Genomic DNA, 17,429 nt, shown 5'->3' on the forward strand with positions numbered 1-17,429 from the left:
TCCCACCGGGTATCATCACCGACGACACACCCGCGAGCCTTTCTCGGTGTGGCGAGACGCAGGCCCAACCAGTTACTAGTCGTCGGCCGTTTCTGTGTCCGCTTTCTCACCCAGCACTTCCTCGCGGTGTTCGTCGAGCAGCGGCGCACGACCACGGGGCTTGGGGTTCGTCTCGGTCATCTTGATCGGGTTGCCCGCGATTTCGACGTCCGTGTCGGCACCGGGCTGTTCGACCGGCACGAGCATGTCCCGCGTGTGGACGTGCGGGTCGTCGAAGATCTCCTCGGTGGTCTGGACCGGCGCGGCTGGCACACGCCCCTCGAGTTTGTCGACGAGCTCGTCGTTGGTCTGTGCGCGGGTCCACTCGGCGATTTCCTCGCGCAGCGCGTCGCGGTGCTCGAGACGCTCGGGCGTCGTGGGGTAGTCCTCGGCGAGATCTTCGCGGTCCATCACGTCGCACAGTTCCGCCCAGTGGTTGTTGTTGAACGCGGCGATGACGGCGTAGCCGTCGTCGGTCTCGAAGGCGTTGTAGGGGAACAGCGTCGGGTGGGAGTTGCCCCGGCGGGTGGGGGCGTCGCCGGTGTAGGACTGCTGGTAGATGGCGCGCTCGGTGAAGCTGATCATCGAGTCGTACATGCCGGTGTCGACGTACTGGCCCTCACCGGTCTGTTCGCGGTGGTTGACCGCAGCCAGAATGCCGATACAGTTCAGCGTGGCGGTAAAGAGGTCGCCGACGCCGGGGCCGGTCTTCGTCGGCGGGCCGTCGGGCTGGCCGGTGGTCTCCATGACGCCACCGAGTGCCTGCGCGATGAGGTCGAAGGAGGGTTGGCCCTGTCGGTCAGTTTCGCCCGTGCGCGGGTCGCCAAAGCCACGGATCGAGGAGTAGATGATGTCCTCGTTGTACTCTGTGAGCGTTTCGTAGCCCAGCCCGTACTTCTCCATCGTGCCCGAGCGGTAGTTCTCGACGACGATGTCGGCTTCCTCGACGAGCGAGAGGAAATCTTCGCGGTCTTCTTCCTCGCGGAAGTTCAGCTCGATGCTCTTCTTGCCGCGGTTAACACTCTGGAAGTAGCCACCGTAGGCTTCCTCCTCGGGATCGTCGACGAACGGCGGGTTCGACCGGATCATATCACCGCCCGGCCGCTCGATCTTGACGACGTCCGCACCGAGGTCCGCGAGTAACATCGTGCAGTACGGCCCAGCCAGCACCTGGGTCAGATCTAGCACGCGAAGGTTGGAAAGTGCTCCCATATCTGTACGCCTTCCTTACGAAACCATCCCCAAAACCCTTACCATCGATCATGAAGTTGGTCCGCTGTACCGCGGTTAGTGGGAACACTCACCATTTGGACACTCATAGGATGTTTAAAGAATATTATCATGGAAGATCATTAAGTTTATACCCACGTTCCTCATGGTTCTGCATACGATGTCCCAAACGGTCGTCCTCGGCGTGATTGGCTCCGATGCCCACGTCGTTGGCATCACAATCTTAGAGCAAGCCTTCAGTGCAGCCGGCTTCGATGTCGTGAACCTCGGCGTCCAAACCTCCCAAGAGGAGTTCGCCGAAGCCGCGGTAGCCCACGACGCACAGGCTGTACTGGTCTCCTCGCTCTACGGCCACGCCGAGCAGGACTGCCAGGGATTCCATGACGTCCTCGAAGCGGCGGGTGTCGACGCCGTCAGCTACATCGGCGGCAACCTCGCTGTCGGACAGGACGACTTCGAGCAAACTCGGAAGACGTTCCGGGAGCTCGGCTTCGATCGCGTCTTCGACTCTGAAACCGACCCCGAAGACGCGATCGCTGCGCTGCGTGAAGACCTCGAGATCACTCCGACCGAGTCGGAACGCGCAACTATTAGTTCTTAGATGTCTAGATGATACGAGACGAACGCATACCATCCGACGAGCTACAGCGTATCGACGAAGAGATCCGGTCGAACTGGCCGACGGGAGCCGATGTCGACTTCGAAGAAGCGATCGAGTACCACGAATCGCTGCCCGAACACAAGCGATTCGCCGACGTGCTCGAGTCGGCGGACAAACCGCTGCTCCAGCCACGAGCCGGTGTGCCTCGGCTCGACGACCAGATCGAACTGCTGGAGTATCTCCACCAGGAGGGGCAGGCCGATCTGCTGCCGACCACCATCGACTCGTACACGCGTGACAACGAGTACGAAAAGGCCCAGCAGGGCTTAGAGAAGGCCCGCGAGACCGGCGACGACACCCTGAACGGCTTCCCGGCCGTCAACCACGGTGTCGAGGGCTGCCGGAAACTGATCGACGCGATCGACGCGCCGATCGAGGTCCGTCACGGCACGCCGGACGCCCGGCTGCTGGCGGCGATCACCTTCGCCGGCGGCTTCCAGAGCTTCGAGGGTGGCCCGATCTCCTACAACATTCCGTACACCAAACGCCACGGCCTCGAGGAGACGATCAAGCGCTGGCAGTTCGTCGACCGGCTGGCCGGTGCCTACACCGAACGCGGCATTCGGATCAACCGCGAGCCGTTCGGCCCACTGACCGGCACGCTGGTGCCGCCATCGATCGCGATCGCGATCATGCTGGTCGAGGGCAAGCTGGCCGCGACCCAGGGCGTGCGGTCGCTCACGCTGGGCTACGGACAGGTCGGCAACGTCGTCCAAGACGTCGCCGCCCTGAACGCGCTCAAGAAGCTCGGCAACGAGTACCTGCCCGATGATGTCGTCGTCACCACTGTCTTCCACGAGTGGATGGGCGGGTTCCCGCCGGACGAGGCCCGTGCCAACGGCGTCATCAGCCTCGGCGGCATGACCGCTGCCATCGCTCAGCCGGACAAGGTCATCACCAAGTCGCCCCAGGAGTTCCAGGGGGTTCCGACCAAGGAGGCAAACGCCTCGGGCCTGCGCACGACGCGTCAGGTCATCGACATGGCCATCGAACAGAAGATCGACATCGACGGCATCGCGGAGGAACAGGATCTCATCGAGCGCGAGACCCGCTGTCTGATGGATACGATCTTCGAACACGGCGACGGCGACGTCGTTCAGGGCACGCTCAAGGCCTTCGACTCCGGTGCGCTCGACGTGCCGTTTGCACCCAGTGACAGCGCGAAGGGGGCTGTCCTCCCAGCGCGGGACGACGACGGTCGCGTCCGCATCTTCGAGTGGGCCGACCTCGCGATGGACGACGATATCAAGGAGATTCACAAGGCTCGACTCTCGCAACGCGCCACGACCGAGGGCCGCGACCAGTCGTTCCGGATGGTCGCGGACGACGTCGACGCGATTAGTGACGGAAAGCTCATCGGCCGCCCACAGGGGGACGTCTAACAATGGAAATTACAGGAATTTACGCCACGCCCGGCTACTCCGGGTTCTTCTTCGACGACCAGCGCGCGATCAAGCAGGGAGCAGAACACGACGGCTTCACCTACGAGGGTGAACCGGTCACCGACGGCTTCGACGAGATTCGCCAGGCCGGCGAGTCGATCGTCGTCGACGTCGAACTCGCAGACGGGACCGTCGCCCGCGGCGACTGTGCCGCGGTCCAGTACTCCGGTGCCGGCGGGCGTGACCCGCTCTTTAAAGCCGAGGAGTACGCCCCCGTCATCGAGGGTCCCGTTGCCGACGAACTCGAGGGCCGTGACGCCACCGACTTCCTCGACAACGCCGAGTTGCTCGAGGAAATGGAAGTCGACGGCGACCGCCTGCACACGGCGATCCGCTACGGCGTCTCACAGGCGCTACTCGGCGCGGCAGCCGAAGCCGAGAACACGACGAAGACGGACGTCATGGCCGACGCGCTGGGTACCGAACCCGCGACGGAGCCGGTCCCCGTCTTCGGCCAGTCCGGCGACGACCGCTATACCAACACCGAGAAGATGTTCATCAAGGGTGTGCCGGTCCTGCCCCACGCGCTCATCAATAGCGTCGAGAAGATCGGCGAGAACGGCGAGACCTTACTCGAGTACGTCGAGTGGCTCGTCGAGCGCTCGCAGGAGCTCGGTCCCAAGGACTACGATCCGCGCTTCCACATCGACGTCTACGGAATGATCGGCGAGATCTTCGGCGCGCCGTACGACCGCGACGAAGTGGTGGACTACTTCGCCGCGCTCGAGGAAGCCGCCGCACCGTACCCGATTCAGATCGAGGGGCCGATGGACGTCGGCAACCGCGAAGACCAGATCGCGGCGATGGTCGAGCTCCGCGAAGGGCTTGCCGAGGCCGATGTCGACGTCGACATCGTCGCCGACGAGTGGTGTAACACCTTCGAGGACGTGCAGGCGTTCGTCGACGCTGGCGCGGCCGACCTCGTGCAGGTGAAGACGCCCGACCTCGGTGGCATCCACCGCAGCGGACAGGCGGTTCGCTACTGTGAGGGCACCGACACGCGGGCCTACCTCGGTGGGACCTGCAACGAGACGGAAACCTCCGCGCGTGCCTGCGCTCACGTCGCACTCGCGACCAACGCCGCGCAGGTGCTCGCAAAGCCCGGCATGGGCTTCGACGAGGGGTACATGATCGTCGAAAACGAGATGCGACGAACGATCGCGCGACGAGCACGCAACCAGCCACAACAGACTGACGAGGTGACTGCAGATGACTGATTGGACAGATCCCGATACGTTCGCACAGGCACTCGAGCAAGTCGAAACCAAAGAGAAGGGGAACTGCTTCGAGGACTTCGAAGAGGGGGACATCATCGAGCACGATCCCGGCCTGACGCTCACCCAGTTCGGCAACGAACAGTGGATGGGCCAGACGCTCAACCACGATCCTGCCTACTGGCGCACCGACGCCGCCGAAGCACGGGGCTTCGAGGAGCCGCCGGTCCACCCCGACTATCTGACCGCCGCGACGCTTGGCATCACCGTCGAAGACCTGAGTGAGAAGGGTGGGTACTTTCTCGGTCGCACCGACGTTCGCTTCCCTGGCACGCCGGTCTATACGGGCACCGAACTCCACGTCGAAAGCGAGGTCGTCAACCGCGCTACCTCGAGTTCCCGACCCGAGTACGGCATCGTTTCGTGGCGCACCCGCGGGAAAGACGCCGAAACCGGCGAGGTGCTGTGTTCCTACGAGCGCACCAACATGATCCCGCGTCGCGAGCCCGTTGCGACCGACGGGAGTGGAGCCGCCGCTGCCGAGGAGGAAGACGACGGACCCGACCTCCCCGACGAGTTCATCGCCCCCGAAGGCGGCTACTTCGAGGACTTCGTTGCGGCGCTCGAGGAAGCCGACGACCAAAACGCTGCCGTCGCCTACCGCCACGAACGCGGTCGCACGCAGGACGACGTGACCGTCGCCTCCCTGCCGCTGGCGACGCTCAACACGGCCAAACAACACCACAACGTCGACGTGATGTCCGACTCTCCCTCCGGTGACATCGTCACCTACGGTGACGTGACCCGCTCGACGGCGCTCGGTCACGCTCGCTCGGACGAGCAGACCTGGCGCGAAGTCGGCTTCGACGACGAATCGTTCCACACATTCGTCGCCGTCGGCGACACCGTCTACGCCTTTACGCGCGTCCTCGAGGCCGAAGACGACGCCTCGAGCGACAAAGCCGGTACCGTCACCTTCGAACACATCGCGTTCAACCAGGACGACGAACCTGTCTACTCGGGAACGCGAACCGCGGAGATTCGAAAGCGTTCTAACTAACACGATCGATCGTTACAAACGACCGCAGACGACTACCAATTCAAATCATGACTGACGACATTCGACTCTGCCGTACGTTCCAGACTGCACCGGCCGCCGTTCCAAAAGACGACTCCGCGAAGTACCTGCGCTCGGGCCTTGAGGCCGAGGGCTTCCAGGCTCCCGACTGGCTCGTCCCCGACATGGAAGACGGCACCGCGCCGAACATGAAAGACGAGGGCCTCGAGAACACGATCGACCTCATCCCGGACTACGACTTCCCCGGCGAGATCTGGCCCCGCGTCGAATGGAGCTACGAGGACGCCTCGTTCCGTGACCGCGGTCGCGAACAGATCGACCAGCTCGTGAGCGAGATCGGCGACCACATCGACGGCGTCGTCGTGCCGAAGGTCGGCCGCGTCGAAGACGTCAAGCGCGCCGCCGAGGCTGTCGCCGAAGCCGAGTCCGAACACGGGTACGAGGACGGCTCGATCAAGCTCTCGGTCATCGTCGAAACCGGCCGTGCTCGCTCGGATCTGCGCGACATCGCCAAGTTCGGTGCAGACTCTCGGCTGACCGCACTCGTCTTCGGCCCCGTTGACTACGCGGCCGAACTCGGCGCGCGTGACCTCGGTGACGGCCGCCCGCGCTGGGACGGTCTCCTCGAGCGCCTCTCGAACGAAGCCAGCGCTGCTGACCTGCTCTGTATCGGTGGTCCCTTCGACGACCTGTTCAAAGAGCGCGCCGGCCTGACCTACTACAACGCCGACGCCTACGCCGACCAGGTCGAACACGAAGCCCACCTCGGCCTCGACGGCTCCTGGTCGCTGTACCCAAAGCAGACGATTCAGGCAAACACCGTCCACATGCCCACGCCCGAGGAACTCGAGCGTGACGTGAGCAAGATCGAACGCTTCAACGAGGCCAAGGCCGAGGGCACCGGCGCGGTCACGCTCGACGGCCAGATGGTCGACGAAGCGACGTTCAAGGTCTTCCGCAACACGGTCCAGCAGGTCCGTGCGATCGACGAGACCCGCCCCGCACAGACCGAAGAATACTACGACGAAGACCTGCTCGAGCGCGCTCGCGACCTCGAGCTGTCGTACACGTAACGCGCACAATCGGCGGCTGATTGCGATTTCACTCGCGGTTTCGTTTTTTTACAGTCGGTGTGATGCGGAGACGCGTCTGTTGGACCCAGCGTTATGGAGCGACCAGCGTTGCGTCCGCGGCCGCTGCCGCGGCGCGCTCGAGTAAGTCGCCGGGCTCGGCTGCGAGCAGCGGCTCGAGGCGGGCGTTGGTCTCGACGCGGCCAGGTGTGACACGGTTGCAGCCGGCATCGATCGTCGAATCAGTAAACGTCCCGATCTCGCGGGCTTTCGCGACGATGTCTGCTTTGTCCCACGTCAGCAGTGGCCGGTGGATCGGGAGCCGTGTCGCACGGCTGGTTACCCCGAGATTGCGGACGGTCTGGCTGGATTTCTGGCCGGCTGCCTCACCGGTGACGATACCGTTGGCGTTGACGCGGTCGGCCAGCGTTTCGGCGGCGCGGTAGAAAAAGCGACGCAGCGAAAGCATCCGGCCCTGTTCCATCTCATTGACCAGCAGCTCAACCGTCTCACCGCCCGGAATCCGGTAGACGTGCATGTCGAAGTTCGGTGCGTACGTCGAGAGGATCCGGACAGTCTCCATCGCACGTGCTTCGTGGTCGATGCCGCCGTAATCACCGAGATCGACGTAGGCCGGGACGACCGGGCTGCCACGGCGCATCATCTCGTAGGCCGCGACCGGCGAGTCGATGCCGCCGCTGACCAGCGCGATGACCGGCTCCTGTGAGCCAAGCGGGAGTCCACCCGGTCCAGGGACCGTCTCGAGATAGATGAAGGTCAGATCCTGGCGGACTTCGACGCCAAAAGTCAGGTCGGGATCGTCGAGGTCGACTTCGGGCTCGAAGTCGTCTTCAACGGCCTCCCAGATGGCAGTCCCGCCCTCGCGAGCTATGTCCTCGCTATCGTAGGGCAGGGTCTTGTCGGCGCGGCGAGCGTCGACGGCGAACGTCCCACCGTTGTAGCACGCGCGGGCGGTCTCCTCGAGGGCTTCGATGATCCGTGCTTTCTCGGTGCTGACGACCAGGGCGGGACTCGCGGAGACGACGCCGAAGGCGTCCGTGACGGCGTCGGTCGCGTCCTCGATGGCGTCTTCGCGCGTGTGAATCAACGGCCGATTCCACCGGCGTTCGACCTCGCCGGGAATCGAGCGGTCAGCGAGGAGGGCCTCGATGTTTTCGACGAGGAGCCCCTCCATGTACCGCTTGACGGTGTTGCTCTTGGTGTTGACGTCCCCATGACGGACGAGGACGGTGTCGGCTCCCGGGGGATGCATGGGCTGTGATAGATGGTTGCGACTATAAGGGGATTACGAGGTGCGTATCGGTCTCGAGCGGTCGAGGACAGGCCCACCGTCTCAGACGGCCGACTCGTCGACCGTCGGACTCAGACTCCCAGTATAGGTGTAGATCCCGACGACGAGTACGATACCGGCCAGTAGCGGAATGACGGCACTGAGCGCATAGAGCACGTCGAAGCCGATCGCGTCCGCGAAGGGTAGTGAGATCAATGGGCCGAGCGCACCGCCGACGTCACCGAAGACGTTGTTGGTCCCCATCGCCCGCCCCATACGGTCCTCGGGTGTAAGGTCCGCCAGCAGAGCAGTCAGGGGGCCGCCGACGCCGCCCTGTCCCGCGCCGATCAGCGTACAGCCGGCGACGACGATTGCAAGCGAGTGTGCAACCGTCAGGACCGCGAACCCGGCACAGCTCGTCACGAGAAAGGCGAGGAGAACCGGAACCCGAGCGCCGACGCTGTCGCTGATTTTGCCACCGGAGATCGTGAAAACGGCTCCCGAAAGCGCCGAGACAGCCATCAGCAGGCCGGACGTGCCCTGTTCGCCGTAGTCGATGCCGATTCTCGCGAGCTCGACGGCGAGCGTCATCGATTCGGCCTCGAGATACAACACGAGCGTCGAGAACAGCACGCCGAAGTACGCGAAGTAGAGCCCGAAGTTGACGAGCCCGATGGTGAGCGCAGGCAGGGTGGTCTCGACGTCCCACGGTCTGACCGACGAGTCGGGGCTGTCGACGTGGGTTTCGGGGACGATGGCGTACGCAATGACGCTCGCGAGCCCGGCAAACGAGGCTGCGAGGACGAACGCAGCGACGTTGCTGTAGACTTCGCTGACGATCCCACCGAGGACCATGCCGGCGGGGAAGCCGAACGTGATTCCGGCGCGGACGATGCCCATGCTCGTCCCGCGTGAGTCTGCCTCGCTGATGTCGGCGGTAATCGTATACGCCGTCGCGAACACGAGGGCGCTGCCGACGCCCCACAGGATCCGCGCGAGGACGAACCAGAACTCGGGCATCGCAGACGTAATCGCGACCACGTAGCCGGCGGTCGCAGCACCCTCGATGGCAAGCCCCGCAACGAACGGCTTTCGGGTACCGATCCGATCGACGAGCACGCCGGCGGGCGCGTTCGCAAACAGCCGCGTCCAGCGATTCGCCGAGAGGATAACGCCGACCATGAACGCCGAAATCCCGAGCACCTCACCGAGATTCGGCAGGATCGGAAAGACGACACCACCGCCGAAACCGACGAAGAAGGTACTCGCAACGACGGCGTAGACGACCGAGCGGGCGTCGTCTCGACTCGAGTTAGACACGAGTAGTCACGATGGGTTTGGAGCGCACACTGGATTCCGACGAGTTTCGATTCGGATGGCGATACGTGTGAGCAGTGGTTATGTATTCCGACACATCGTCCAGCCCAGTTCGGGCGTGGGCCGACGCGTCGACGTGGATCGAAAAGCCCAGTCGAACGATGATGTCGGACCTCGATACGGTCTGGTATCACTGTATCCCGGCACACCCGCAACGGGTCGCGGGTGTGTCGGAACTGACTGGTCGGTGCTCCTACGTGAGTGTGACCGAGCTGCGACTCGAGACGACCGGGGTTAGAACGTCGTGAGTTCGCCCTCGATCACGCTGCGAGTGATCTCGGTGACGGTAGCGAGTTCACGGTCGACGATCGCTTCGACGTCAGCGTCGACGTCGGAGACCGCAACGCCGTCGTCGGTGACGAGCTGGACGTCGGCGACGTGGGGCTGGTCGATCGGACGGCCGATCTGGGAGAGCAGTCGGACGCGAAGGTCACGGATGCCGTCGACCTCGCTGACGACGCTCTCGGCGATTTCCGTCGAGAGAAGGTTGTAGATCTTCCCGATGTGGTTGACCGGGTTTTTCCCGCTGGTCGCTTCCATCGACATCGAGCGGTTGGGCGTAATGAGCCCGTTCGCACGGTTTCCCCGACCGACGGAGCCGTCGTCACCCTGTTCGGCGGACGTTCCGGTGACGGTCAGGAAGATCGAGCCCTCCTCGTAGTCGTCGGCCGTGTTGACGTGGACAGCGACCTCGCGGTCAGTGTGTTCGCGAGCGACGCCATCGACGAACTCTCGGACGGACTCGACGGCTTCGATGTAGTCGTCGAGATCGGCGATGTATTCGTCGATCATCGCTGCGGCGACGGTGACGTCGATCGTGTCGCCCTCGCGTTTGCCCATGATCTTTACGTCCGGGCCGACTTCGGGGTTTTCGGCCGCGTACTCGCCGTTCAGCCGGCGCTCGGCATCGAGAACGATCTGCTCGGTCTCGGTCAGCGGCGCGTGGCCGACGCCGAAACTCGTGTCGTTTGCCATTGGGACGCTCACTTCGTCTTCGCCGAAGACTTCCTGCAGATCGCCGCTGCCCTCACCGAGTTTGACGTCGACGACGATGTCCTCACCGACGGTCAGGTGGGGAATCTCGGACTCGAGGTACTCGCGGGCGGCCCGCAGCGCGATGGTCTCGGCGGGGATGGCCTGACCGTCGTAGTGTTTGGTCGCGCGGCCGACGATCAGCAGATAGATGGGGTCGACGACCTCGCCGCCGCCGAAGGCGGGTGCGGCTTCGCCCGCGACGAGTTGGGTCTCGTCGGTGTTGAAGTGGAGGACTTCACCGACACGGTCGATGTACTCGCGGGCGAGCGCTCCGGCGACGCTCTCGGCGATTCCGTCACAGATAGAGTCGGGGTGACCGATCCCCTTTCGTTCGACGATCTCGACCTCCTGATCCTCGACCGCTTGCCGGTCGATAGATTCGACTCGAATGTTCCGCTCGCTCATTGACGGCACTTGAGCGAGCGTGGTCGTATAACTTGCGGAAACAGATATGGGTCAGAAAATGCTTGCTGGTTATTCGGAAGTCGATCAGGACTCGAGCAGCAGGCCTAGATACGACGTCCGCAACTGATCGTCGGGGTCGAGTCCCAGCCGCTCGAGGACGTCGTAGGCACCCTCTCGAGCGGTCTCGAGGTCGGCTTCGGCTGCGACTTCGGTCTCGACTTCGACGTACTCGCCGACGTCATCGACCGAATCGAGGGTGACCGTGTACCCATCGAGCGAAAACCGTTCGCGGTCCTTGCGGACGGTCGCAGTGGGCTCGAAACCGAGACTCGTCAGGATCGCGTCGGTCGTCTCAGCATCTTCGATCCCGGTTTCGAACTCCTCGCGGGTCTTCGTCTCCTCGTCGACGAGCGGGCCCTTGTAGGTGACGCGGGTTTTTTCGGCACCGTCGGCGGGGCGTTCCGAGCGAATCCGCAACGCCTCGTCGGTCTCGGCGAAATCGCGATGTGGCGCGTTGTAGTAGGTGTCTGCCTGGACGACCGAGCCCAGCCGTGTCGCCCCACGTGTTTCGAGGCGGTCACGAACAGCCTCGAGATCGGCGGGTACCTTCACTTCGACCTCGTACATGCTCGTGGAGACGGACGACGGTCGTAAGTATCGGTCGCTCTCGCCCGAAAACGTCGTACTTAAATGTAGACGGGCGGACGTACAACGTATGACTGAGGATCAAGAGGCCGAGCTCGACGAGCAGGCCGATGACGTCGACGAAGAAGTAGCTGAGGAAGCCGCCGCCGAAGCCGAGGGGCTTCAGGAAGGCGACTTCGTCGAACTCGACTACACCGCCTACACCGTCGAGGACGAACAACTGGTCGACACGACCGACCCCGAAGTCGCCGAAGAAGAGGGCGTCGACGATCAGGGCCAGGAGTTCAAGCCGCGAACGATCGTTCTGGGCGAGGGCCACATTTTCGAGGGCGTCGAGGACGCACTCGTCGGCTCCGAACCCGGCGACTCCGGCAGCGTGACGATCCCCGCCGAGGACGCCTTCGGCGAGTACGACCCGGACAACGTCCAGACCGTCAGCGCCGAGAAGATCGACGAGGACGACCGCTACCCCGGTGCAAACGTACAGATCGACGGCCAGCAGGGCTATATCAGTACGATCATCGGCGGCCGCGCCCGCGTCGACTTCAACCACCCGCTGGCTGGTGACGACGTCGAGTACGAGTACGAGGTCCTCGACGTCGTCGACGACCGCGAACAGCAGGCCGCTGGTCTCTTCGAGATGTACCTCGGGATGGAGCCCGAACTCTGGATCGAGACGGACGAAGTCGAGGAAGAGGTTCCCGTCGAACCCGACGAGGACGACGAGGACGCCGAACCCGAATTCGAGACCGAAACCGTCGAGAAGGAGACGCTCTACCTCGAGTCCACGCCCCAGATGACGATGAACCAGCAGTGGATGATGGGCAAACAGCAGATCGGTCAGGACATCATCGAGAAGGTCGGTGTCGACCGCGTCATCGTCCAGGAAGTCATCGACGGCATGGGTGGCATGGGCATGGGCGGTATGATGGGCGGCATGGGCGGTATGGGCGGCGGCGACATCGAGGAAGCCCTCGAGGACGCCGACGTCGATGCCGACGAGATCGTCGACGAGCTCGAAGGCGCAGAGGAGTAACGCGACCCGCCAAATTCTGTTGTTTTTCGAAACCGATACTGACGAGTTCGAACGCGCGTTGGTTCCAGTTTTCACCGCGGGCAAATAGCGGTGCATCGATGGAGTCCGGACAGCCGTCGCTGATTCCTGCAGGGACTGAGAGAGGTATCCGGACGACTGTCACAGTTCCGGCCGGCCGCGCCAATCTGCGGTCCCACCGGGACAGCGGGACAGCAGCCCGTCTCAGTCGAAGCGGTTGTCGACGCGTTACGCGATGTCGCGGCTCGTGTCGATCGCTACTTCCTCGGTCAACTCGAGTTTGATCGCCTCGGTCGGCTGGCTGCCACCGCGGAACTTTGGGATCGTCAGGTGGTTCTCGAGTTCGGTGCCGGCGATCTCGGTCCGGAGATCGAAGACGGCATCAACGGCGTGGAAGGTCCGCGTTCGGTTCGCGGGCTCGTTGCGGCCTTTCAGGCAGTGGAGCATGGCGATGCTGCCAGTCTCGAGCATCGTGGACTTGAGTTCGTTGAGGAAGTCGACGTAATCGTCCGTGTCGGCCCGTTCTAAGACGTCCAGCGTGTCGATGATGAGGTTGGCACCGTCGGGGAGCGCGCCGATGAGTTGTGTCGCTTCCTCGAGGGGCGTGTCACTGGCGACGTGTCTGACCGTGGGGCTGCCGACCGAGGACGGAGAAGTCTCGATGGCGTGGCGGACGGCGTCGTCGGTGCGTTCGGTCGAGAGGTATAGCGTTCCGCGTGCGGCCGTAAGTTCGTAGAGGAGGAGTTCGGACTGGCTGGCCGGCTCGGCAGCGAACGCGACGAGACACCCCGGCGGCAGTCCACCGTCGAGTTTGCGATCGAGCACGCTGATTCCGGTATCCAGCCGACCGACCATACAATTGTAACCAATTGCTGCAGTGCCTGTATAACTCTTTGCCTTAGTATCATGGTTTCTGTCAATACGGAACATGATATGTCGCGTGCTCGGTTTGCATCTCGTGGCGACTGGCTCGCCGGGTCGAATGGAGAGATTCAAGGGGCACGCCACAGCCTACACGAACGAATGCGCCACGATCACCTCATCACGAGCAAACAATTCTCGCGGGCGGACATCGAGACCGTCCTCGATTACGCGGCCGAGATCGACGCCGACCCGTCGGCCGTCGCCGACCGTCATGCCGAGACGTTGCTCGGACTGCTCTTTTTCGAGCCGAGCACGCGGACGAAGATGAGCTTCGAGACCGCGATGAAACGCCTCGGCGGCGACGTCGTCGATATGGGCTCGATCGAGTCCTCGAGCGTCAAGAAAGGGGAAACGCTCGCAGATACCGTCCGCGTCATCGAGGGATACGCCGACGCGTTGGTCTTGCGCCATCCCAAGGAGGGGGCAGCGACGATGGCCAGCGAGTTCGTCGACGTCCCGCTGGTCAACGCGGGTGACGGTGCGGGCCAGCACCCGACACAGACGATGCTCGATCTCTACACGATCCGGGAGAACGCCGGCTTAGACGACCTGACGATCGGCATCATGGGCGATCTGAAGTACGGTCGGACCGTCCACTCGCTGGCCTACGCGCTGACGAACTTCGACGCCCACCAGCACTTCATCAGCCCGGAGAGCCTGCAGTTGCCCCGTGAGGTCGTCTACGACCTCCACCAGCAGGATGCGCCGGGGATCCGCGAACACGACTCCTTAGAGGAGGTCCTGCCGTCGCTGGACGTCCTCTATGTCACGCGGATCCAGCGCGAGCGGTTCCCCGACGAAAACGAGTACCAGAAAGTCGCCGGTGAGTACCAGATCGATGCCGACACGCTCGAGGCCGCAAGCGACGACCTGACGATCATGCATCCGCTGCCCCGTGTCGACGAGATCGCCCCGGAGATCGACGAGACCGAGCACGCGGCGTACTTCGAGCAGGCACACAACGGCGTGCCGGTTCGGATGGCGCTGCTGGATCTCCTGTTGAGCGGCGACAAGGCGATCGGAGGTGAGGGAGATGAGTGACGATCACGACCACCACGACGGCAACGACGAGCACGAACTACGGGTCAGCAAGATCCGCGACGGAACCGTCATCGATCACGTCCGCGGCGGGCAGGCACTGAACGTGCTCGCGATCTTGGGCATCGACGGCAGCGACGGCGAGGAGGTCTCGGTCGGGATGAACGTTCCCTCCGATCGGCTCGCGCGCAAGGACATCGTCAAGGTCGAAGGCCGCGAGCTGAGCCAGGACGAAGTCGATGTCCTCTCACTGATCGCGCCCGATGCGACCATCAACATCGTCCGTGACTTCGACGTCGTCGAGAAACACCGCGTCGAACGGCCCGACGTCGTCGAAGGTGTGCTCTCCTGTCCCAACGCCGGCTGTATCACGACGAGCGGTGAACCCGTCACTTCTCGATTTGCGGTTCTGGAAGACGGTGTCCGCTGTGCCTACTGCGGAACGATCGTCCGCGAAGAGATCGCGTCGCTGATCGACACGTAAGCGGCTGTCGACTGTCCTTGGTTTCTCGCTGAGACGATCATCCAGAATACCTAAGTATTTGCCACCCAATCTCCACCTGTACATGTCACGTACTGTCAAGATCGTACTCGCCCTGTTCGTTGTCGCCGTCCTCTATAAAGTCACGTTCGGCGGCTCCGACGACGTCGAAGTCGACTACGACCCGGCCGAATAGGCGACTGCTGGACGACCCGATTGCGACTGATCGCACACCTGCTGCGATCGGATGGAGAGACAGGAGAGCACTCTATTCCGAACGGCTTACGGTGACGGCGGCGTACCCTGAATTATGTACGGCGTCGTCACCCGTAACGCCGAAGAAGTACGATGGCCGGAGTTCGAGCGCGGCTTCTACGAGGTCAAAGACGTGACCGGTCGGTCTTCCGACCCGATCGCCGACGGGGTCAATATGGTCTCGTGTTTCGGCGATAACGCTGCTGCCGACGCCGATCCGTCACTGATGCCCGTCGACGATATGGGTCGGCCAGCCGACCGCCAACAGCCCTACTTCGACTGGGCCTACATCTGTCCGTCCCGCGAGGACTACCGAGAGGGCCTGTTCGAGGTTATCGACGACTGTGTCGCCGAAAACGAGGACGTGCGTCTCGACGATATCGGCTTCCCACGCGCTGAATACTGCCACTGTGGCGTCTGCGAGCAGGCGTTCGAGGCAAGCGAATTCGACGACCGCATGGAATGGCGCGCCAGTGTCATCACCGAATTCGTCGAGGAAGCCGTCGACCGGATTCCCGGAACCGTCTATATGACCCTCTACCCCGATCCCTATCCCGGACATCTCTACGAGCGCGCCGGAATCGACCTCGAGGCCATCGAAGAATACGTCGACGAGTTCGTCGTCCCGCTGTACGATACGAACTACGGGACGACCTACTGGCTCGAGACGATCGCCAAAGGGTTCGAAAGCGCACTCGAGACGCCGTTTAACATCGAGTTGTACGCGGTCAACGTCGACATCGACAACCTCATCCACGCCAGCGAAGTCGCCCAGGAGTACGCCAAGGGCGTCTTCTTCGGCTACGATGCAGGCAGCGGCCGCGCGGCCCTGCGCCGGATGCAGGCCGACGAGCGCGAGGGGGTCACCCACGGCGAACCGGCTTCGGAATCGGATTCCTGATACTGACAGCTAGCAGTACGAAAGCGGCCACCGTGTGCAGCGTCGCTTTCTGACACGGACCCCCGTTAGTGGGGTCCGGTGTACCCGCGACTCCCCTGCGGTGTGCCGGGGAACTCGGTCGGAAACCGTTTCAGCTGTTACTATAGCCCGGCCCAGTCAGACCGCCTGAACGGGGATTTCCGTCTGACGCATGACTTGTTCGGTGACGCTGCCAAGCGAGGTTCGGCGGTCGTCGGTCACACCGCGCCGTCCCATCACGATCAGATCGGCATCCTCGCGTTCAGCGAAGGTGACGATCTCGTCCCAGGGGTTGCCACGTCGACATTCGTGTTCGACGTCGACGCCGAGGGTGCGGCCACGTTCTTCGATCTCTTTGAGCAGTTCCATGGCCTCGTCTTCGTGTTTCTCGTGGTCGACCTCGACAGTGCCGAGCGCTGGCGGTCTGCCGTATCGACGCTCGTCGACGACGTAGAGACACACCACTGTTGCATCGTATTGCGCCGCGAGGTCGAGTCCGTGGTCGATACCACGATCGGCTTGTTCGCTCCCGTCGGTTGGAATCAGGATCGTATCGTACATTATTCAGACGATGATTGGACCCGCCCCGTGGAAAAACTACCACCGTTTCTCAAAACCTGTTCGCCCGTTTCGACAGTCAGCGCGAGCACTTACTGGACACGTCGCTACCGGTCCGGATCGGACGAGCCGTTCGGGTCTGGGTTCGCTGTGGTCTCAGTCGCTGCCTGTATCGTGTCGTACTCCGAATCGCTGTAGGCGATTAGACGAACGTCCTCGAGCGTGTCCGGGTCGTAGTCGGCGATCACGTCGCCGATGATTGCTGCCCCCTCCTCGAGATCGAAGCCGGCGACGCCACAGCCAAGCGCCGGAATCACGAGCGACTGACAGCCGAGTTCGTCGGCTTTTGCGAGACTCTGATGGGTCGCGTTCCGAATGCTTTCGGCGGTCGCCTGACCGTCACCGTAGTGGGGCATCGCGGCCGCGTGAATGACGTACTCGGCGTCGAGGTCGTAGGCGTCAGTGACTGCGACGTCGCCGAGATCGACCGGTCCCTTTGCCATCGCGTCCTCGTTGATTGCTTCGCCCGCGCCGCGTCGGAGCGCCCCGGCGACGCCGGAGCCCATCCGGAGGCTCGTGCCGGCGGCGTTGACGAGCGCGTCGGCTGACTGTGCGGCGATGTCACCCTGAACGACGTCGTACTCCATGTGCGGTCTTCCGCACCAAGCCCAATGAAGCTACTCGTGAGACCGATCCGTGGAACCCGCTTCGAC

Annotated in this window: 17 protein-coding genes; 9 read left to right on the forward strand and 8 right to left on the reverse strand. The window is 63.1% G+C overall.

The genetic code is table 11. From position 1 onward, the window contains the following. Positions 1-75: 75 nt before the first annotated feature. Positions 76-1,251: a succinyl-CoA:mesaconate CoA-transferase gene (gene mct / locus BDK88_RS14975; RefSeq protein WP_130501143.1), complete on the reverse strand. Its 1,176-nt coding sequence runs from the start codon at positions 1,249-1,251 to the stop codon at positions 76-78. A 163-nt stretch (positions 1,252-1,414) separates the two neighbouring features. On the opposite strand from mct, the gene glmS reads away from it, so the two are divergent. Genes glmS through citE form a run of 5 tightly spaced genes read left to right on the forward strand, consistent with a single transcriptional unit; the run spans position 1,415 to position 6,737 of the window. Beyond that, on the forward strand, positions 1,415-1,870 hold the full coding sequence (gene glmS, locus BDK88_RS14980) for a methylaspartate mutase subunit S (RefSeq protein WP_092933039.1): 456 nt from the start codon (positions 1,415-1,417) through the stop codon (positions 1,868-1,870). Positions 1,871-1,878: 8 nt separating this feature from the next. Continuing rightward, positions 1,879-3,312, forward strand: coding sequence for a methylaspartate mutase subunit E (locus tag BDK88_RS14985; RefSeq protein ID WP_130501144.1), 1,434 nt, complete (start codon positions 1,879-1,881; stop codon positions 3,310-3,312). A gap of 2 nt (positions 3,313-3,314) precedes the next feature. Further along, positions 3,315-4,589 carry a methylaspartate ammonia-lyase gene (locus BDK88_RS14990; protein ID WP_130501145.1) on the forward strand — a complete coding sequence of 425 codons (1,275 nt, stop codon included), beginning with the start codon at positions 3,315-3,317 and terminating at the stop codon, positions 4,587-4,589. Beyond that, positions 4,582-5,646: a 2-methylfumaryl-CoA hydratase gene (gene mch / locus BDK88_RS14995; protein WP_130501146.1), complete on the forward strand. Its 1,065-nt coding sequence runs from the start codon at positions 4,582-4,584 to the stop codon at positions 5,644-5,646. The genes BDK88_RS14990 and mch overlap by 8 nt, the downstream gene beginning before the upstream one ends. Before the next feature lie 47 nt (positions 5,647-5,693). Then, positions 5,694-6,737 carry an L-malyl-CoA/beta-methylmalyl-CoA lyase gene (citE, locus tag BDK88_RS15000; protein ID WP_130501147.1) on the forward strand — a complete coding sequence of 348 codons (1,044 nt, stop codon included), beginning with the start codon at positions 5,694-5,696 and terminating at the stop codon, positions 6,735-6,737. 91 nt (positions 6,738-6,828) lie between these two features. Here citE and BDK88_RS15005 read toward each other — a convergent pair whose 3' ends face one another. The 4 genes from BDK88_RS15005 to cyaB all read right to left on the reverse strand — a co-directional run bounded on the left by BDK88_RS15005 (position 6,829) and on the right by cyaB (position 11,469). Beyond that, positions 6,829-8,007 (reverse strand): tRNA sulfurtransferase, encoded by a 1,179-nt coding sequence (locus BDK88_RS15005; protein ID WP_130501148.1) that lies wholly within the window; start codon positions 8,005-8,007, stop codon positions 6,829-6,831. 81 nt (positions 8,008-8,088) lie between these two features. Continuing rightward, positions 8,089-9,345, reverse strand: coding sequence for an MFS transporter (locus tag BDK88_RS15010; RefSeq protein ID WP_130501149.1), 1,257 nt, complete (start codon positions 9,343-9,345; stop codon positions 8,089-8,091). Positions 9,346-9,636: 291 nt separating this feature from the next. Beyond that, complete coding sequence (locus tag BDK88_RS15015; RefSeq protein WP_130501150.1) at positions 9,637-10,842, reverse strand: methionine adenosyltransferase; 1,206 nt, start codon at positions 10,840-10,842, stop codon at positions 9,637-9,639. An 84-nt stretch (positions 10,843-10,926) separates the two neighbouring features. Continuing rightward, entirely contained in the window at positions 10,927-11,469 is a 543-nt protein-coding gene (gene cyaB / locus BDK88_RS15020) for a class IV adenylate cyclase (RefSeq protein ID WP_130501151.1), read from the reverse strand. Positions 11,470-11,557: 88 nt separating this feature from the next. On the opposite strand from cyaB, the gene BDK88_RS15025 reads away from it, so the two are divergent. Continuing rightward, complete coding sequence (locus tag BDK88_RS15025; protein ID WP_130501152.1) at positions 11,558-12,523, forward strand: FKBP-type peptidyl-prolyl cis-trans isomerase; 966 nt, start codon at positions 11,558-11,560, stop codon at positions 12,521-12,523. A 246-nt stretch (positions 12,524-12,769) separates the two neighbouring features. Here BDK88_RS15025 and BDK88_RS15030 read toward each other — a convergent pair whose 3' ends face one another. After that, positions 12,770-13,396, reverse strand: coding sequence for an RAD55 family ATPase (locus tag BDK88_RS15030; protein WP_130501153.1), 627 nt, complete (start codon positions 13,394-13,396; stop codon positions 12,770-12,772). 168 nt (positions 13,397-13,564) lie between these two features. Here BDK88_RS15030 and pyrB point away from each other — a divergent pair, with 168 nt between their 5' ends. The 3 genes from pyrB (at position 13,565) to BDK88_RS15045 (ending at position 16,140) form a co-directional block, all read left to right on the forward strand. Then, positions 13,565-14,506, forward strand: a complete 942-nt coding sequence (pyrB, locus tag BDK88_RS15035; protein WP_130501154.1) for an aspartate carbamoyltransferase — start codon at positions 13,565-13,567, stop codon at positions 14,504-14,506. Next, the gene (pyrI, locus tag BDK88_RS15040; protein WP_130501155.1) at positions 14,499-14,987 is read left to right on the forward strand and encodes an aspartate carbamoyltransferase regulatory subunit; all 489 of its coding nucleotides are present in this window, start codon (positions 14,499-14,501) and stop codon (positions 14,985-14,987) included. The genes pyrB and pyrI overlap by 8 nt, the downstream gene beginning before the upstream one ends. Before the next feature lie 307 nt (positions 14,988-15,294). Beyond that, positions 15,295-16,140: a hypothetical protein gene (locus BDK88_RS15045; protein ID WP_092933066.1), complete on the forward strand. Its 846-nt coding sequence runs from the start codon at positions 15,295-15,297 to the stop codon at positions 16,138-16,140. A gap of 156 nt (positions 16,141-16,296) precedes the next feature. On the opposite strand, the gene BDK88_RS15050 is transcribed toward BDK88_RS15045, so the two are convergent. Together BDK88_RS15050 and BDK88_RS15055 are read right to left on the reverse strand one after the other, a co-directional pair. Further along, on the reverse strand, positions 16,297-16,719 hold the full coding sequence (locus tag BDK88_RS15050; RefSeq protein WP_130501156.1) for a universal stress protein: 423 nt from the start codon (positions 16,717-16,719) through the stop codon (positions 16,297-16,299). Positions 16,720-16,823: 104 nt separating this feature from the next. Beyond that, complete coding sequence (locus tag BDK88_RS15055; RefSeq protein WP_130501157.1) at positions 16,824-17,363, reverse strand: macro domain-containing protein; 540 nt, start codon at positions 17,361-17,363, stop codon at positions 16,824-16,826. Positions 17,364-17,429: the final 66 nt, after the last annotated feature.

Origin of the sequence: Natrinema hispanicum (assembly GCF_004217335.1) — an archaeon.
Taxonomy (GTDB): Archaea; Halobacteriota; Halobacteria; order Halobacteriales; family Natrialbaceae; genus Natrinema; species Natrinema hispanicum.

Bases quoted from the DNA above. Each gene is read 5' to 3' on its own strand.
- BDK88_RS15055 (WP_130501157.1), bottom strand. From the start codon at position 17,363: ATGGAGTACGACGTCGTTCAGGGTGACATCGCCGCACAGTCAGCCGAC.
- BDK88_RS15005 (WP_130501148.1), bottom strand. From the start codon at position 8,007: ATGCATCCCCCGGGAGCCGACACCGTCCTCGTCCGTCATGGGGACGTC.
- BDK88_RS14990 (WP_130501145.1), top strand. From the start codon at position 3,315: ATGGAAATTACAGGAATTTACGCCACGCCCGGCTACTCCGGGTTCTTC.
- BDK88_RS15015 (WP_130501150.1), bottom strand. From the start codon at position 10,842: ATGAGCGAGCGGAACATTCGAGTCGAATCTATCGACCGGCAAGCGGTC.
- BDK88_RS15030 (WP_130501153.1), bottom strand. From the start codon at position 13,396: ATGGTCGGTCGGCTGGATACCGGAATCAGCGTGCTCGATCGCAAACTC.
- BDK88_RS15045 (WP_092933066.1), top strand. From the start codon at position 15,295: ATGTACGGCGTCGTCACCCGTAACGCCGAAGAAGTACGATGGCCGGAG.
- pyrB (WP_130501154.1), top strand. From the start codon at position 13,565: ATGCGCCACGATCACCTCATCACGAGCAAACAATTCTCGCGGGCGGAC.
- mch (WP_130501146.1), top strand. From the start codon at position 4,582: ATGACTGATTGGACAGATCCCGATACGTTCGCACAGGCACTCGAGCAA.
- citE (WP_130501147.1), top strand. From the start codon at position 5,694: ATGACTGACGACATTCGACTCTGCCGTACGTTCCAGACTGCACCGGCC.
- glmS (WP_092933039.1), top strand. From the start codon at position 1,415: ATGGTTCTGCATACGATGTCCCAAACGGTCGTCCTCGGCGTGATTGGC.
- pyrI (WP_130501155.1), top strand. From the start codon at position 14,499: ATGAGTGACGATCACGACCACCACGACGGCAACGACGAGCACGAACTA.
- mct (WP_130501143.1), bottom strand. From the start codon at position 1,251: ATGGGAGCACTTTCCAACCTTCGCGTGCTAGATCTGACCCAGGTGCTG.
- BDK88_RS15025 (WP_130501152.1), top strand. From the start codon at position 11,558: ATGACTGAGGATCAAGAGGCCGAGCTCGACGAGCAGGCCGATGACGTC.
- cyaB (WP_130501151.1), bottom strand. From the start codon at position 11,469: ATGTACGAGGTCGAAGTGAAGGTACCCGCCGATCTCGAGGCTGTTCGT.
- BDK88_RS14985 (WP_130501144.1), top strand. From the start codon at position 1,879: ATGATACGAGACGAACGCATACCATCCGACGAGCTACAGCGTATCGAC.
- BDK88_RS15050 (WP_130501156.1), bottom strand. From the start codon at position 16,719: ATGTACGATACGATCCTGATTCCAACCGACGGGAGCGAACAAGCCGAT.